General features: G+C 39.9%; 17 protein-coding genes. 6 read left to right on the forward strand and 11 right to left on the reverse strand.

From position 1 onward, the window contains the following. Positions 1 to 18 precede the first annotated feature (18 nt). Positions 19 to 726: a sulfite exporter TauE/SafE family protein gene (locus BLQ18_RS07530; RefSeq protein ID WP_090293852.1), complete on the forward strand. Its 708-nt coding sequence runs from the start codon at positions 19 to 21 to the stop codon at positions 724 to 726. Here BLQ18_RS07530 and hypE read toward each other — a convergent pair. From hypE to BLQ18_RS07565, 7 genes are read right to left on the reverse strand one after another with little or no spacing between them, the layout of a single operon-like run. After that, on the reverse strand, positions 723 to 1,748 hold the full coding sequence (gene hypE / locus BLQ18_RS07535) for a hydrogenase expression/formation protein HypE (RefSeq protein WP_090293855.1): 1,026 nt from the start codon (positions 1,746 to 1,748) through the stop codon (positions 723 to 725). The two genes, BLQ18_RS07530 and hypE, sit on opposite strands and share 4 nt — an antisense overlap. 3 nt (positions 1,749 to 1,751) lie before the next feature. Further along, complete coding sequence (gene hypD / locus BLQ18_RS07540; protein ID WP_090293857.1) at positions 1,752 to 2,846, reverse strand: hydrogenase formation protein HypD; 1,095 nt, start codon at positions 2,844 to 2,846, stop codon at positions 1,752 to 1,754. A gap of 3 nt (positions 2,847 to 2,849) precedes the next feature. After that, positions 2,850 to 5,105 (reverse strand): carbamoyltransferase HypF, encoded by a 2,256-nt coding sequence (hypF, locus tag BLQ18_RS07545; RefSeq protein WP_175443731.1) that lies wholly within the window; start codon positions 5,103 to 5,105, stop codon positions 2,850 to 2,852. Position 5,106: 1 nt separating this feature from the next. After that, positions 5,107 to 5,661: a hydrogenase maturation protease gene (locus tag BLQ18_RS07550; RefSeq protein ID WP_090297412.1), complete on the reverse strand. Its 555-nt coding sequence runs from the start codon at positions 5,659 to 5,661 to the stop codon at positions 5,107 to 5,109. A gap of 9 nt (positions 5,662 to 5,670) precedes the next feature. After that, positions 5,671 to 6,423 carry a Ni/Fe-hydrogenase, b-type cytochrome subunit gene (gene cybH, locus BLQ18_RS07555; protein WP_090293863.1) on the reverse strand — a complete coding sequence of 251 codons (753 nt, stop codon included), beginning with the start codon at positions 6,421 to 6,423 and terminating at the stop codon, positions 5,671 to 5,673. Between the two features lie 13 nt (positions 6,424 to 6,436). Continuing rightward, positions 6,437 to 8,170 (reverse strand): nickel-dependent hydrogenase large subunit, encoded by a 1,734-nt coding sequence (locus tag BLQ18_RS07560; protein ID WP_090293866.1) that lies wholly within the window; start codon positions 8,168 to 8,170, stop codon positions 6,437 to 6,439. Between the two features lie 10 nt (positions 8,171 to 8,180). Continuing rightward, positions 8,181 to 9,305, reverse strand: coding sequence for a hydrogenase small subunit (locus tag BLQ18_RS07565; RefSeq protein WP_090293869.1), 1,125 nt, complete (start codon positions 9,303 to 9,305; stop codon positions 8,181 to 8,183). A gap of 160 nt (positions 9,306 to 9,465) precedes the next feature. On the opposite strand from BLQ18_RS07565, the gene BLQ18_RS07570 reads away from it, so the two are divergent. After that, entirely contained in the window at positions 9,466 to 9,807 is a 342-nt protein-coding gene (locus BLQ18_RS07570; protein ID WP_090293871.1) for a hydrogenase maturation nickel metallochaperone HypA/HybF, read from the forward strand. On the opposite strand, the gene BLQ18_RS17085 is transcribed toward BLQ18_RS07570, so the two are convergent. Beyond that, positions 9,804 to 10,031: a hypothetical protein gene (locus tag BLQ18_RS17085; protein WP_245668086.1), complete on the reverse strand. Its 228-nt coding sequence runs from the start codon at positions 10,029 to 10,031 to the stop codon at positions 9,804 to 9,806. The genes BLQ18_RS07570 and BLQ18_RS17085 overlap by 4 nt on opposite strands. 21 nt (positions 10,032 to 10,052) lie before the next feature. On the opposite strand from BLQ18_RS17085, the gene hypB reads away from it, so the two are divergent. The 4 genes from hypB to BLQ18_RS07590 are packed head-to-tail and all read left to right on the forward strand — an operon-like array spanning position 10,053 to position 13,434. Further along, positions 10,053 to 10,700 (forward strand): hydrogenase nickel incorporation protein HypB, encoded by a 648-nt coding sequence (gene hypB / locus BLQ18_RS07575; RefSeq protein WP_245668087.1) that lies wholly within the window; start codon positions 10,053 to 10,055, stop codon positions 10,698 to 10,700. A 14-nt stretch (positions 10,701 to 10,714) separates the two neighbouring features. Continuing rightward, positions 10,715 to 10,981: a HypC/HybG/HupF family hydrogenase formation chaperone gene (locus BLQ18_RS07580; protein WP_090293876.1), complete on the forward strand. Its 267-nt coding sequence runs from the start codon at positions 10,715 to 10,717 to the stop codon at positions 10,979 to 10,981. 11 nt (positions 10,982 to 10,992) lie between these two features. Then, on the forward strand, positions 10,993 to 11,676 hold the full coding sequence (locus BLQ18_RS07585; RefSeq protein ID WP_090293881.1) for a leucyl/phenylalanyl-tRNA--protein transferase: 684 nt from the start codon (positions 10,993 to 10,995) through the stop codon (positions 11,674 to 11,676). Between the two features lie 15 nt (positions 11,677 to 11,691). After that, a complete protein-coding gene (locus BLQ18_RS07590) occupies positions 11,692 to 13,434 on the forward strand; it encodes a tetratricopeptide repeat protein (protein WP_090293883.1) in 1,743 nt (580 codons plus the stop codon). 111 nt (positions 13,435 to 13,545) lie between these two features. On the opposite strand, the gene BLQ18_RS07595 is transcribed toward BLQ18_RS07590, so the two are convergent. Genes BLQ18_RS07595 through sqr form a run of 3 tightly spaced genes read right to left on the reverse strand, consistent with a single transcriptional unit; the run spans position 13,546 to position 15,657 of the window. After that, complete coding sequence (locus BLQ18_RS07595; protein WP_090293886.1) at positions 13,546 to 14,022, reverse strand: DsrE/DsrF/DrsH-like family protein; 477 nt, start codon at positions 14,020 to 14,022, stop codon at positions 13,546 to 13,548. Positions 14,023 to 14,077: 55 nt separating this feature from the next. Continuing rightward, a complete protein-coding gene (locus BLQ18_RS07600) occupies positions 14,078 to 14,386 on the reverse strand; it encodes a TusE/DsrC/DsvC family sulfur relay protein (RefSeq protein ID WP_090293888.1) in 309 nt (102 codons plus the stop codon). Positions 14,387 to 14,409: 23 nt separating this feature from the next. Continuing rightward, positions 14,410 to 15,657, reverse strand: coding sequence for a type III sulfide quinone reductase, selenoprotein subtype (sqr, locus tag BLQ18_RS07605; RefSeq protein WP_090293890.1), 1,248 nt, complete (start codon positions 15,655 to 15,657; stop codon positions 14,410 to 14,412). Positions 15,658 to 16,018 lie beyond the last annotated feature (361 nt).

The raw sequence follows: 16,018 nt of genomic DNA on the forward strand, positions 1-16,018 counted from the left end.
TAAATATTCCTGATCAATATGATGGATGCAACCTTTCCTTTAACCGCTGGTTTAATTGCTTCGGTACTTCATGTAATAGCGGGTCCCGATCATTTGGCGGCGGTGGCACCCTTTGCCATTGAATCAAAAAGAAAGGCTTGGAAAATTGGTCTTTTTTGGGGCATAGGGCATTTATTGGGCATGATTGCCATTGGATTGTTGTTTTCCATTTTCAAAGAAATTATTCCCGTAGATGAGATTTCCAAATACAGCGAACAACTTGTGGGTTTTGTTTTGTTAGGAATTGGTTGTTGGGCTTTGTACCGTATTTTCAAAAAACGCAAAAAGCACAAGCATTTGCACTTGCATACCGAGCATAATCCTGTTCTGCACACGCATGAACACCAGCATGCCCATGATAGCTCTCACCACCATGTTCATAGTGATAAGCTAAAGCAGAATAATTTCGCTTCTTTTTCCATTGGTATTTTGCATGGTTTGGCAGGCATTTCCCATTTTTTGCTATTTCTACCTGTTTTAGGGTTTGAAACGCAAACGGATTCCATCGCCTATATAATTGGTTTTGCTGCTGGAATACTCGTGGCTATGATCACTTTCGCATTTGTAATCGGGAAGGTGTCATCTATGGCCAAGAATGGTTACAGCGATATGTTTTTCAATGGCATACGAATGGCAGGAGGGCTTTTTGCCATCATAATTGGTGTTTATTGGATTTTTAGTACTTAGCAGATACGCGGCAATTGTTCACCTAACAATGGGGTTACCATTCGTTTTCCACCAATAACGCTGTGCATCACTACTTTTTTGGGATGTTCCGATGTAAATTCTCCAATACAGGAAGCTCTTGGGCTTTTTTCATGCTTTTTCATAAGCTTTACGACTTCATCTGCTATTTCAGCACCAACCACGGTAATGAAAATACCTTCGTTGGCCACAAATAGTGGGTCTAGGCCCAAAATTTCGCAGGCAGCGGCGACTTGATCATCCAATGGGATTTCGGTTTCTTGCAATTTAATTCCCAAATTGGTGTCATCCGCCAATTCTGAAAGTACACTGGCCACTCCACCTCTTGTAGGATCTCGGAATAGGTGAATTTTAGCTCCAAAGACATCCAAAAGATCTTTCACCAAAAAGTTGAGGTTAGTGGTGTCACTTTCAATGGTAGATTCAAATTCGAGTCCATCCCTTTGTGACATAATGGCCATGCCATGCTGCGCCACTGGTCCACTGATAATGATTTTGTCCCCTGATTTAATTTTGTTGGAGGAGATGTTTGCCTTTGGGTGTACTTTCCCAAATCCTGTGGTGTTGATAAAGATTTTGTCTCCTTTTCCACGTTCCACAACTTTGGTGTCTCCAGTAATAATTTGTACACCTGCGGTATCTGCCGCTTTTTTGATGGAATCGACGATTTTCACAAAATCTTCCATGGGCAAACCTTCTTCCACCACAAATGCCAATGAAAGAAATTTAGGATCGGCCCCACACATGGCAACATCGTTTACGGTCCCGTTCACGGCCAATTCACCAATATTCCCTCCTTTGAAAAAAATAGGGGACACCACAAAACTGTCTGTTGAAATGGCCAATTCTCCATCAACTGTAATAATGGAACCGTCGTGTTTTTGGTTGAGGTAAGGATTGTTGAAGGTTTCAAAAATGATGTGGTCCAATAGGTCACGTGTCATCAATCCTCCGCTTCCATGTCCTAAATTTATAGTGTCGAATCCAAGATCGTTTCTGCTCATGGCTTAAGAAGTGATTAAGTTGTTTGAAAAATGATAATAGGCTGCACAGGCACCTTCCGAAGAAACCATAGGAGCACCAAGCGGGTTGGCAGGAGTACAAGCCTTACCAAATTGTGTACATTGATGTGGTTTTTTGATGCCTTTCAAAATTTGACCCGCAATACAAGTTGAATTTTCTGGTGTTGCAATGGAACTGATTCCAAATTTAGTTTCAGCATCATAAGCCAGAAACTCCTTTTTAAGGCGATACCCACTTTCTGGTATGGTTCCGATGCCACGCCATTCGCGATCGGCAATTTCAAAAACGGACTCCATCATTTTCTTTGCTGCTACATTGCCTTCTTCCTTCACCACTCGTGAATATTGGTTTTCCAATTTATATTCTCCTTTTTCCAATTGTACAATGGCCATATAAATACCTTGAACAAGATCTAAGGGTTCAAAACCTGTAATTACAATGGGTATTTTGTATTTATCAACCAATGGATAATATTCTTCGGTTCCCATTATGGCGCAGACATGACCTGCGCCCAAAAAAGCATCGATGGTACAGAGTTCATCATCCAAAATGCCTTCCATGGCAGGAGGTACAAGTACGTGGGATACCAAAATGGAATAGTTGGAAACATTTTCCTTTTTGGCATGCAAAACGGAAAGGGCATTTGCAGGGGCAGTGGTTTCAAATCCCACAGCAAAGAAAACCACTTCTTTATCGGGATTTTGTTTGGCAATGTTCACGGCTTCCAAGGGCGAATACAAAATGCGAAGGTCACCGCCATTTGCTTTTGCTTCCAATAAACTTTTTTTGCTGCCAGGAACACGGACCATATCACCAAACGAACAGACAATCACCCCATTTTCCAACAGTTCAATGGCTTTATCAATCAGGTTAAGAGGAGTTACACATACAGGACACCCAGGCCCATGGATCATTCGCACATTTTCAGGTAACAGATTGATAATGCCATTTTTCACCAAACCATGGGTCTGTCCGCCACATATTTCCATGATGTTCCATGTTTTGGTAGCGGTCTTTGCGATCAAGTCCAAATATTTTTTGGTGGCTTCTAGATTTCGATACTCACTTAAGTACTTCATCGTTCAATTTTTTATGTGTTGGTGGTACATCAACTGCCCGAAGGAAATATTTTCATCGTTTGGACTTAAGTTACGATTAAAATATAGCTCGTATTCCGCACCCGCCAATTCTTTTAGCATATCTACCAAGGTGGTATTTTGAAATACACCTCCACTCATTGCAATTTTTTTGATTTTGTTTTGATTCGCCATTTTAATTACTATCATGGCCAAGCTGAATATAAAGTTCAAAATGATTTCTTCTTTTGGTCTACCATTTTTAAAATCGACATACAGATTGTTGAACAGTTCTTTGGTCGGAACAATACCATTTGTGATTTCAGGGCAATAGGATTTGCATTGTGAAAGCTTGTAGTCCGTAATTTGATTTTCCAGTAAAATGGCAGCTTCACCTTCATAGGTGTTATAATCACAAATGCCCAAAAGGGATGCAACGGCATCAAAAAGTCGACCAACGGACGAGGTTTTTAAGACTTCCTTCTTCTTTAAATGATTGTAAATCGCAATTTCTTGCTTGGAGAACTTTGCACTTATTTCATCTTGCATTTTTTCATTGGCCAGAGAGAAAAAGGATATTCTCGGTTCTTTGGCCATTTTGTCTCCCGCCAACCAATCGTAATATCCAAATTGTCCCACATGTTCCATTGTACCCTCTTGGTAACTGAAAAACTCGCCACCCCAAATCTGTGCATCGTCTCCGTAGCCCGTTCCATCCCAAACTACACCAAGGATTGGTGATTTTTTCTTAAAAAGTTGGTACTCCCCCAAAACAGAGGCAAAGTGGGCTTTATGGTGTTGAATTTGATAAAGTTCGGAATTCAGTTTTTTGGCCAGTTCTATGCCGTGACGGGAACTGTTGTAGCTTGGATGCTTGTCAACTAAAACCACTTCGGGATGTTCCTCAAACAGCTCCATAAATTTTTCAGCCGTTTGTATATAGCGATCAAACACGTCAAAATGGTCCAGATTTCCTAAATATTGACTGATATATAGGTAATTATTGGGTAAAAAGGCAAGGGTGCTTTTTAGGTGCCCGCCCATGGCCAAAATCTTTTTGTCTTTTTTGATTTTAATATCAAAATTAGGAGCTAGCCCCCTTGATCTTCTGAAAATGATTTTCTCTTTGTTGCGAGAGCTGAACTTTATCACAGAGTCATCTTGAGGATTGGTGATTTTTAGATTATGGTCCAGAAAGTAATCCGCTACATTGAAAAGTTCCCTATGTGCAATCTTTTCGTCACTGATAATTGGAGAAGCGTGAATATTACCACTGGTTGCCACAATTGGAATTTCCAGTTCTTTGGCCAGCAAATGTAAAATTCCAGAGTAGGGGAGCATAACACCCAATTGATTGAGTCCAGGTGCAAGTTCTGATAACGCCAATTCACCTTTAAAATCTTTTTTTTGAAGTATTACAATGGGACTTTCTGGAGAGGCCAAGGTTTCATCTTCTACAGTATTTGTTTTCAAATGGCTTTTTAAAATTTCCAAAGAAGGATAAAGAATTGCGAAGGGTTTTGTGGGTCTGTTTTTTCTTTTTCGCAATGATCTTACAGCATCTGCATTATTGGCATCGCTGCATAACAGATAACCACTGGTGTTCTTTATGGCGACTATATTTCCTTCTTTAATAAGTTTTGCAACATTTTCGATGGGATATTCAGCTGATATAATAGCACCATCTGCCTTTGACAATTGGAGCTGGATTCCACAATCGGGACATGTGTTGGTCTGTGAATGGAACCGCCTATCTTTAGGATCGCCATATTCTTTGGAACAGCTGGGGCACATTTGAAATGAAACCAGATTGGTATGATCCCGTTCAAAGGGGAAAGTGTTGGTGATCGCCCATCGAGGACCGCAATTTACACAGGTGGTGAAAGGGTATTGATAACGTCTGTTAGTTTGATCGGTAATTTCTGTTTTGCAATCTTCACAAATGGCAAAATCAGGTGTCAATTGCAAATTTAGCTTTCCAGATTTTTTGGAGGGGACAATTGAAAACCCTTGAAATGTTTTGTGTTTTGTTTCGGCAATATGGTGCTCCCAAATCTTGGATGCAACAGGTGGATGTTCAGTCAATAATCGATAAAAGGAATGCACTACATCTTCATCACCAGTAATGAAGATGATAACCCCTTCCTCGTTGTTGGATACCGTACCGTTTAATTGGAACGTATTGGCCAAATTGAAGACATGAGGTCTAAAGCCAACTCCCTGAACACGGCCAGTTATTACTATTTTGAATGTTTTTGGCACTTTATATGATTTGATCGTGCAAGGTTTCCGCCAGCGACAAAATCTGATCAATAGTCTTTGGAATGGCCTTTTCAACTTTTGGTGCCAATTGGGTAGTCATTGGAACTACGTTTTCAATCGAAATGGTAAAAAGGTATAGATCAGGCTTGCTTTCCATAAGGTAGACTGCTTCAATCATATCTTTTAATCCAACATCGTGAACGCTCAATGCAGAGGGGAAATCGCTTGCAAATTTTGGACGTATCAAGGAGATGGTACCCTCTTCCTTACCATCCATAGTGGCATCAACAAAGATGATTTTATTATAACTTTCAAAACAATTGAGCAGTAAAAATCCACCTGTGCCACCATCTAGAATATCAACATAAGGGGGCAATTCCCTAAGGTCCATGTTCTGGATCAAATGCACTCCTACCCCTTCATCGCCCATTAGGAAGTTGCCCACCCCTAAAACCAAAATACTCTTGGATTTATCTTTTTCAAAGAAAAATGCATCGCTGCTTATCGCTACGGGTTTATCTTTTAAACCTGAATCAGTTGTTGGTGATTGTGTCATTTTATGCATTTAATCTATAATTTCCAGTGTCTCTTCATCCACTGGACTTTCAATTTCCTCATCTTCCAAAGCTTTGGTAAGTCGTTCTTCACATACAAATTTGTACCCTCCGAACATGGATGAAACTTCACCTCGACCTTCGAGCCAGTCGTGGTAAAATACCAGATAAACGTGAATCAAGGTGAACAGTATAAAACCCCATGTTGCAATATGGTGGATGGTTCTAACTATAAAATCACCGCCCATAAAAGGAACAACCCAACTGAAAAGCTTGGGAAGCCACCAGCCAGCATTTGCAGCATATAAACCAAATCCAGTAAACACTTGAACTAGAGCCAATAAAAACAATGCAGCATATGAAAATGAAGCCACACTGTTATGTCCAATACTGATATCCTTGATATCAGGCTTTTTCTCATTGGCCAAAAAAACATCAACCTTGATGACGTGTAAAAAGTTATGCCACATTTTCTTGCTAAAAGGCCAAAAGGCACGCCAACTTGAAAATCGATTGCCCACAAAGGACCAGTATACCCTTAGAATCATATTGAAAAAGAATACATAGGCTGTTGCAAAATGGATGAAACGTACCGTTCCAAACCAGTAAGCATCGCTAGCTTCTGCATTGGACATAATGGCGGGCGGATTTGCAATTATAAACCCAGTAACAGCCAAAATGGTAATAGAAAAAGCATTGATCCAATGGAAAAACCGAACTGGCAATTCCCAGACATATACCCGTTTAAAACTTCGTGCTTTCATGATTCTTTAATTTCTATATTTCGCAGCTTGAAACATTTTGTACTTGTGACAAATGCTTGCCATGTTCATCGTACAAATGGACCGCACATGCAATGCAGGGATCAAAGGAGTGAATGGTCCTAATGATCTCCAATGGCAATTCTGGATCGGCGACAGGTGTTCCCAACAAGGTGGATTCGTAAGCGGAACGTTGCCCTTTTGGATCACGAGGTGAGGCGTTCCAAGTGGATGGAACCACCAGTTGGTAATTTTCTGTTTTACCTTCTTTTATTTGGATCCAGTGACCAAGTGCTCCCCTGGGCGCCTCTGCAAAGCCGACTCCTTTTGATTCAGTAGGCCATAATTCAGGTTCCCATTTGTCCATATTGGCCATTCGGGTATCCCCATTTTTAATGTTCAGCAATAGCGTGTCATAAAACTCCATGGTCCAGTTGGCCACCAATTGGGTTTCGATTCCTCTTGCCGCCGTTCTACCGAGGGTAGAGAATAATGCCTCAACAGGTACATCCAAATGACCTAAGGCTCCATTTACAGCATCTTGAATTTCTTTGTTGCCGCGTGCATATCCCACCAATAATCTGGAAAGCGGTCCAACTTCCATTGGTTTGCCCCTCCATCGTGGTGTTTTGATAAAGCTGTATTTCTGATTTATATCCAATTGATCATACGGTGGTTTTGGACCTGAGTAATTGATGTTGGTCTCACCGTCCCAAGGATGTTTTCCGTGATCTTTTCCTTCTGAATAATCGTCGTACCAAGAATTATTGATGAATTCAGCAATATCATCATTTCTATGGTCTACGTCGTACACTTTAGATAGATCTCTATCCAAAATAACACCTTGCTGAAATTTAAAATTCGAAATATCACGATAACCATTGGTTGGGAAATCTCCGTAGGACATATAGTTTCCAAATCCTTTTCCGATGGCTCCCCAATCTTTGTAGAAGGAGGCAATGGCCAATAGATCGGGAATGTACACCTGTTCAATAAACTGTTTGCCCTCTTTTAATAATCTACCCACATAGGCCAAACGTTCGGCGTTGATTCCACCAGGGCTTTCCGTATTGATAGCGCACGCCATACCGCCAACTAAATAATTGGGGTGAGGGTTTTTACCTCCGAAAATGGTATGGATCTTTACAATTTCTTTTTGCCATTCCAAGGCTTCCAGATAGTGGGCCACGGCCAAAAGATTAACTTCTGGTGGCAATTTCATTTGTGGATGGCCCCAATACCCGTTCGCAAAAATTCCCAATTGACCGCTTTCAACAAACTTTGTGATCCTTTTTTTGATGTCGGAAAAATAGCCAGGTGAACTTTTGGGCCAGCTGGAAATGCTTTGTGCCAATTTAGAGGTTTCGGCAGGGTCAGCTTTTAATGCATTTACCACATCCACCCAATCCAAGGCGTGTAGGTGATAAAAGTGTACGGTATGATCGTGCATATAAAGTGCCCCTTCCATAATGTTCCGAACCATTTCGGCATTCGGGGGAACTTCAATTCCCAAGGAATCTTCCACAGATCTTACGGATGCCAATGCGTGAATGGTGGTGCAAACTCCGCAGGCTCGCTGAACAAATGCCCAAACATCTCTTGGGTCTCTTCCTTTGACAATATTTTCAAGTCCCCGCACCATGGGGCTGGAACTATAGGCCTCGGTAATTTTACCGTCTTTTACCTCAACTTCTATTCTTAAATGCCCTTCGATCCTTGTTATGGGATCTACTACTATTCTATTTGCCATGATACTTTTGTTAAGACTCTAGTTTCTTTTCATTTTGCTTTCCACGCGTTGTTCGGCTATTCAGCTCTTTTCTTTTGGAAATATTGGCGGCAACGGCATGTACGGCCAATCCACCCGCTACTACACCTGCGGCCACTTTACCTATGGTATCTGCAGTGCTTTCGATGCCAAATCCTGCTAAACCAGTCAAACGCTCATAAAAAGGACCGTTGTCCCAGAAATTTTCTTCACTGCAACCTATACAACCATGACCTGATTGAATAGGATAACTCACCCCATTGTTCCATTTAATGGTTCCACAAGAATTATAGGTCATTGGTCCACGACAGCCTACTTTGTACAAACAGTACCCTTCTTTGGCATTTTGATCATCGAAGGTTTCTGCAAAAAGACCTGCATCATAATACGGTCTTCTATAGCAAGAATCGTGTACTCTTTTTGAGTAAAAGGCTTTGGGTCTGCCCAATCCGTCCAACTCTGGCAAACGTCCAAAAGTGATCATGTGAACAATAATGCCTGCCATAACCTCTCCAATTGGAGGACAGCCTGGAACCCTGATAATAGGTTTGTTTTTAATTATTTTGTGTATTGGGGTTGCTTCGGTGGGGTTGGGATATGCAGCTTGAACACAACCGTTGGATGCGCAACTGCCCCAAGCAATGATGGCTTTGGCACCTTCAGCGGCTTCAATCAACAAGTCTTTGGCTGATCTTCCTGCAATACAACAATAATTTCCATCGTCACCAAGAGGTACCGAACCTTCCACACAAAGAATATATTCTCCTTTGTATTTTTCCATCGTCGCCTGCTTGGCGGCTTCGGCCTGATGTCCTGATGCAGCCATCAAGGTCAAGGTGTAATCCAAAGAAATTTTATCAAGAATAATGTCCGAAACTATAGGGTGGTCCGATCGAATGAAAGATTCACTACAGCAGGTGCACTCTTGATAATGCTCCCAAATAACGGGTATTCTGTAGGTGTTTTCCAAGGATTTGGCCACTTGGCCGATCATGGAAGTTTCCAAGCCCATATAAGCAGCGATATAGGTAGCGAATTTCATAAAATCACGTCTGCTATATCCCTGTTTTATAATGCTTTCGTAATAAGTTTCTTTTACTGATTTTTCTGTTGCCATGGCCAATTGTTTAAACCTGGATATTTCTTTTAAAGGGTTTAGCTTTAAAAGTACCTAATAATCAATGGCTTGGGTATGATAAATGTCATGTTGTAAAAAATTGATTTTCGATAATATTGTGTCTTACACTGCTAGTAATCAATACTTAAAATTGTAACGGATGCACGAACTTTCTGTGGCATTGGGAATAGTAAAGATCGCCGAGAACGAGATCAAAAAGGCCATGGCGAAAAAGGTGACATTGATCGAGCTTGAAATAGGTAAACTGGCTGGTGTTGAATTTGAATCGTTGGATTTTGTGTGGCCTGCAGCAGTTAAAAATACAGTGCTTGAAAGTGCAGAAAAAAGGATTGATGTAAAAGAGGGACTGGGACAATGCGCAGATTGCGATACAGTTTTTGAAATCAAACATTTTTATGATTCGTGCCCAAACTGTGGCAGCAATTTAAAAGGAATAATTCAAGGAAAAGAACTAAGGGTTAAGGCCCTGGAAGTGGTTTAAAAATAAAGGATACAATTATGTGCGGAACTTGCGGTTGCGGAAGCGAAGAAAATGGGCCAAAAATATTGACCCCTACAATTGGAAATGAAAGCCATAACCATGAAAATGGAGGGCACCATTCCCATTCTCACGGACATCACCATCATCATCATCACGATCATGACCACGACCATCATCATGGTCATCACCACCATCATCACGACCATTCCCATGATCATGAGCATCAGCACAAAACAGTTTTGGAGGTGGAGCGAGACATTTTGCAGCAAAATGAGATCATGGCGGCAAGAAACAGAGGGTATTTTGATGCGAAGGATATCTTCGCCCTTAACTTGGTGAGTTCTCCTGGTTCGGGAAAAACCTCGCTTTTGGAGCGTACTCTTTCAGATATGAAAGACAAAATTCCTTTTTATGTGATAGAAGGAGATCAGCAAACCTTGAACGATGCCAACCGTATTGCCGCTTTGGACGTTCCCGTGATTCAAATTAATACGGGAAAGGGCTGTCATTTAGAAAGTGATATGATCCACGATGCCGTCAAAAAATTGAATATTAAAAATGACTCGGTGTTAATGATCGAGAATGTGGGGAATTTGGTTTGTCCCTCCATGTTTAATTTAGGAGAGCACAAACGCGTGGTTATAGTTAGTACTACCGAGGGAGATGATAAACCTATCAAGTATCCCGATATGTTCCATACTTCGGATATCTGCATCATCAACAAAATTGATCTTGCTCCTTATTTGGACACTAATATTGAGGAATTGAAGAAAAATGCCCTGCAAGTGAACCCAAATTTGGTCTTTTTTGAAGTATCGGCCACCAAGGGAACAGGGATGGAAGCATGGTATAATTGGTTGGAAAAGAATCTCAAAATGATTCCTGAACATTAATAAAACCTGAAACAATGTGTTTGGCTATCCCAGGAAAATTATTGGAAATAACCTCAAAGTTGGATGAGACCTTTCGAATGGGAAAAGTCTCTTTCGGAGGTGTAAAAAAAGAGGTGAGCCTTGCTTTGGTACCAGAGGCAAAAGTCGATGATTATGTTATGGTCCATGTAGGTGCCGCCATAAGTGTGGTGGATGAGGAAGAAGCAAAAAAAACATTTGAAATACTCTCTTTATTGGGAGAATTGGAAGATTTGAACCAACTGCCTGACACTACGGGTTAAATTATTTTAACGTGCCATATTTTGAGCTTAAAAATGATGAAATCAGCTTTCCGCCCGCCTATTTTGCGGATATAGAAGGATTGTTGGCCGTTGGAGGTCAAATGTCTGTTGAGCGTTTGCTCTTGGCCTATAACAGCGGAATTTTTTATTGGCACTTTCCTTTAAAACATATTAAATGGTGGTCTCCCGATCCCAGAATTGTATTAATTCCCGAAGCCTTCGACATCCCAGTGTCCAGATGGGAAACTCTGAATAAAGAGTTCACTGTTACCATGGATTCCGATTTTGAACAAGTATTGCGCAATTGCCAACAGTTGTACAATATTGATGGACAAATGGACAATAGATGGTTGACCGAACGAATGTTTCGAATTTTTACCGAATTGCACAACATAGGAAAGTCCCATTCGGTTGAGGTGTGGAAGAACAGCAAACTGGTAGGTGGATTATTTGGTGTGGCCAATGGAAAAATATTTTTTGGAGAATATTTGTTTTCCACGGTTGATAGCGCTGATGAACTGGCTGTTCTTAGCTTGGTGAAACATTTGAAGCAACAAAGGTTTAGATTGTTGGATATGCAAAAACAGACCTTTTTCCTGCCTGGCATTGAGTATGATGAATTGCCAAGATTGGAGTATGTGGGCATCTGCAAAGAAAATGCCTCGCAGTATAAAGATGCCCAAACAGAATTTTAATAAAAATGTGCAGTTATGAGACTATCATTTGCAGAACAGATACAAAATGCCAATGTGCTCTTACACGAGAACGAAGTTGAAAAGTCCATTGAACATTACAAAGAAGCATTAATTTCCGCTACATCTTTGGAGCAAAAACTTCACTTAAATAGTGTTTTGGGACGTTTGTACCAAAGAACAAAGAATCCGAATAAAGCGGTTGAGGCATTCGAAAATGCTTTGCACTTGATGGAAGCATATGACCAGCTTGGTACGGCAATGGAACGAGCAGCCATTCTCAACAATATCGCTGCCATTCAGTCTATAACTGAACTTTCAAAAGCCATTGACAATTATAAAAAGTCCTTGGAAATATACAGTCAAGCTGTTTCCAATGGGGAATCGGAATTTAATCCGCATTTGGCCAATACCCAGTTTGCATTGGCTGAGGTACATGCCAAGAAAAGGGGTTTTTACTTCGCGAAAAAATATTACAAGGAAGCGATTAAAATCTATGAAAGCTTAAAAGATCCAGCATATTCAAGATTTCGAGCCAGTGGGCATTACCAATTGGGAAATATCTACACAGAAGAATTCAATTTGTTCGATGCCAAGATGCAATACCTTAAAGCTCAAAAGCTTTTTGAGGATTTGATAGAAGAGGGGGATGAGGCCTTAAAACCATATTTGGCTGCTGTGCTAAATAATTTGGCCGTCACTTTCAATTCAATGGAAGAACCAGAAAAGTCGATACAGTATTACGGATTGGCTCTAAAAGCGTATCAAGAATTATCCAATCTTAATTTTGAGGTCTTTCAACCCTATCTGGCATCAACCTATAACAGTTTAGGGATTGTACATTCAGAAATGAAGAATTTTGATCAGGCCATTCAACATATGAAAGAGGCAGTGGATCGGTACAATGAACTTGCTGATTCACGACCACAGGAGTTTACCCATTATTTGGCAACAGGGTTGCACAATTTGGGATTGTTTCATTTTGAATTAAGGAATTATGAAGTGGCCGAGGATTATTTTGATCAAGCCCTTAAAATAAGAAGGAAATTAGCGCTGGAACAACCTATTGATTTTGATGCCGATTATTGTGCAACAGCCTTGAATTTGGTGGAATTGTATCAATCCGAATTGGAGAGTAAAGTGGATTTCACCTTCAAAACCAAGGCTTTGGAACTTTTGGCGGATGTTGAAAATCGATTGGAAAAATATGGGGTTGAATTGCCAGTTATCAAAAACATGAAGAATGATACCAAGCATTATCTGGATTATTTTATGGGTGTTAATGAAGAAGAATTGTCATTGCATCAAGTATTTCAAAAAGTTAGTAATCTAAGAGAGCAGATTGACGAGACTATTTTTCCACAAGAGAAAATGGAATTCCAAGAGGAGATCATGCAATTACTTCAGAATAATTTTAAAAATTACAATGATAATCCACGTCTACTTTTTGAACTTGCCCAAGCCCATGCCAATAAAAGTTGGCTCCATTTGAGGCTTCAAGAATATGTGGAAGCTGAACAAGTCATAAGGAACTCACCAAAATTGGAAAATCCTTTACTTTCTTTGACCTGTAATCTGGCCCACAGTTATCTGTTACAAGACCAATTTGAAAAAGCTTGGAAACTTTATGATGCGTTGACACAAAAAGAAAATACTGAAGGTGAAAGCTATAGATCCATTATAATTAAGGATTTTGAAATTTTGAAAAGGGATGGCATTGATCACGAAGGATTTGAAATTGTGGCACTACAAATAAAATAAATACACTAACCCAAATAAAAGAGCCGATCAAAAAGCGATGCTGTTTTAGTCACAGTTTTACTTTTTGAACGGCTTTCGATTTAATATAAAAAAGTTCTCTTTTTCTGTTGTTTAAATGAACAATAATTGGGTGCCTTCTTGATCGGCTCTACTATAAAAATCCCCGATGGTTAAGATTCCATCCAATTCGTCGATCAGGTCTTTTTCTTCCAAATGGAACATATCCACAGCCAGTTTACAGGCCCAAAGTTTACATCCAGAATCTGATAGAATTTCCAAGAATTCACCTACTGGGGGCATATCCAATTTGTCCATTTCTTTTTTCATCATATTGGAAGCTAGTGCTTCAACCCCAGGCAAACCTCCCAACATTGTGGGCATGTGCATGGCAGGGTTACCAACAGTTGCAACGTGCAAATGTTCCAGTTTTTTCTTTTGAATGGCTTCCAATCCAAAGAATGTGAAGAATATTTCAGAATCAATACCTTCCATTCTTGCTCCGTTGGCCATCACAAATGCGGCATACACATTTTCCAGGGTGGCTTTGGAGAGTATAAAAAGCATTTTTTTAACTTTTGTATTGCTCATTTCTGTAGTTTTTATTTATTCTCTCAATTAGGTTTTTCCTGTCCTGTACTCGAGATTAAATACAGCTTTTTGGTTTTGGAATACCCGCGATCATAGTGGCTTTTTTCAATGGGCCACCTGGGAACAAGGCGTAAAACTGTTTAATATCGATTACGCCACTTTTTTTAATTCCTCTAATGGATAATGGCTCCTCGTTTTTGAATTTATCCTGGATATAATCAATGATTTCCCAGTGTTTATCGGTCATTTCAATACCTTGTTCATGTGCTATCTCTGTGCCAATTTCTTTGTTCCATTGTGAAAAATCGGTTAGGTATCCTTCTTGGTCCACTGAAATTGTTGCTTGTGCTATTGTCTTGTCCATTTTAGTAGTATTTAGATGTTAAATTAAGCTTGTGTTTCTTCAAAATGTTTTCCTTTTTCACTCATGGTTGCTGAAACAAAAGGAATATGGATGCCTTTGATCAACATGTTCCAATAGACCCATCGGAAGGCCATTTTTCCCATATGGTTTGTCCTACTTTCCTTGAGCAGGTTCAATGGGCCTACACCAGGGAAGGGGAATGTACCTTCAACAGGTTCATGGGTATAGTTAAAGTCTATCAAGAGTGCTTTTCCTCCCCCTGTTTCAATAAAACAGTTGGCATGTCCGTCAAACTCTTCTTTTAAGGGTTCTCCGTTGATGTACCTTAAAATATTCTCAGTTAATATTTCAGCTTCAAAGTGGGCAACAGAACCAGCTTTGGATGCAGGTAAGTTGGTAGCATCACCAAGTGCGAAAATATTCTCGTAATCATCAGTTTGCAGTGTTGCTTTGTTGGTTGGGACATAGTTTAGATCATCACCCATACCAGATCTCTCAATCAATGCATCACCCATATTGGTGGGTACAGTTACCAAAATGTCATAGGGTACTTCTGTTTCCGCATAATCTATGATCTTGTTGTTTTCGTAATCTACTCGTTCTATGTTAAAATCTGTTACCTCAGTAATGCCTTTGTCGGTCAATAAATGGTGCAAGGCTTGAGTCGCTTTTGGTTTGGTAAAAGCACCTCCCAAAGGAGTAACAAAAGTGATATCCACTTTGTCGCGCATTCCTTTGTTTTTAAAGTAAGAATCTGCTAGAAAGGCAAATTCCAAAGGAGCAACAGGACATTTAATGGGCATTTCTGTAATATGTACCACCAATTTTCCACCTTCCCATTCACGGAATTTATCGCGAAGTGCCTTGGCGCCTTCATAAGTGTAAAAGTCAAAAACGCTCTTGTGCCATTCAGGACCTTTCATGCCCTCAATCTCTTCGGGAGCAATTTTAGTACCTGTAGCAATGATCAAGATGTCATAAGGCAGTACATTTCCATTTTCCAAAAGAACCTTATTGTCTTCAGGTTGGATAAGATCTATCTTCTCATTGATATAATTTACACCTTTCGGAATGAATTTCTCTCCTTTTTTCTTTACCTGTTTAGTGGTATAAATATCAAATGGGAGGAATAAAAATCCAGGTTGATAGTAATGGGTTTTATATTGATCCACAACTGTGATCTGCCATTCATTTTTTGGAAGTTTTGATACAAGATGGTTAGACATCATTGTTCCGGCCGTTCCTGCACCTAATATGACTAAATTTTTCATGACTTTAGGATTCTGTGAATTACATGAATAAAAGTAGTAATAGGGAGTGTTTACAAGTATGACATTTGTCAGTTTTTGACGTTTTCTTGTGTAACTTAAGTTACATAATACATTGAAAAATAATAAGTTATAATTGTATATCGCTCTGTTTAAGGAGCTTTCGGGCATTTATGCCCTAACCATTTTCGGACTAAAAAATTCAGAGTGAAATCATACTTTTTTTAAAAAAATGCCACAATTCATTTCTGTGGAACTTGGCGTGTGGATAATTAAGGTCAATTGTAACCTAAATAGGGCAAAATAATATGAGGCAGATGGAATAAATAGTGCTGAATATTATTAAAAACAACCTGAAAGAGGG

Source organism: Flagellimonas zhangzhouensis (genome assembly GCF_900102925.1).
In the GTDB taxonomy this organism is placed as follows: domain Bacteria; phylum Bacteroidota; class Bacteroidia; order Flavobacteriales; family Flavobacteriaceae; genus Flagellimonas; species Flagellimonas zhangzhouensis.